The 739-nt window shown below is 73.9% G+C and carries 1 protein-coding gene; it reads left to right on the top strand.

The genetic code is table 11. The annotated features are described in order from the left end of the window. The coding region (locus FUT87_RS12735) for a molybdopterin-dependent oxidoreductase (RefSeq protein WP_147241257.1) at window positions 1-739 on the top strand (739 nt) is incomplete at both ends.

Raw genomic sequence — 739 nt, 5'->3', positions numbered from 1 at the left:
GCGCAGCGCCTGCGCCAGGCCGCCCGCCGCGGCGCGCAGATCGTCGCGCTGGGGGGCTCGGTCGAAGACTGGAAGATGACGGTCGCTTCGACGCTCGTCGCCGCGCCGTCGGCTTGGGCCGCTGAACTGGCCAACGTCGCCACCGCGATCGGCGCCGCCAAGGGCGTCAGCGCTCCGGCGCAAGCGAGCCAGGGCCAAGCGACGGACGCCGCCAAGGCGATCGCCGACGCGCTGCTGTCGGGCGAGCGCAAGGCCGTGCTGCTGGGCAATGCCGCGATCCAGCATCCGCAGGCCGCGACGCTGCTGTCGCTGGCGAACTGGATCGGCGAGCAGACCGGCGCCAGCGTCGGCGTGCTGTCGGCCGCGGCGAACACCGTCGGCGCCCAGCTGGTCAAGGCCCAGCCGGGGCAGGGCGGCCGTTCGGCGGCCCAGCTGCTGAACGACCAGCCGGCCAAGGCGCTGCTGCTGCTGAACACCGACCCGGTGCTGGACGGCCCGAATGCCGCCGCCGCCGCCAAGGCCGTCAACGCGGCCGAGATGGTCGTCGTGCTGAGCCCGTTCAAGGCCGGCCCGGTGGTCGAGTTCGCCGACGTGCTGCTGCCCACGGCCCCGTTCACCGAGACCTCGGGCAGCTTCGTCAACGCGGAGGGCCGCCTGCAGAGCTTCGTCGGCGTGGCCAAGGCCCGCGGCGAAACCCGTCCGGGCTGGAAGATCCTGCGCGTGCTGGGCAACCTGCTGG

The organism is Mitsuaria sp. TWR114 (genome assembly GCF_007997345.1).
This window is presented reverse-complemented; position numbering and strand designations above follow the sequence as displayed.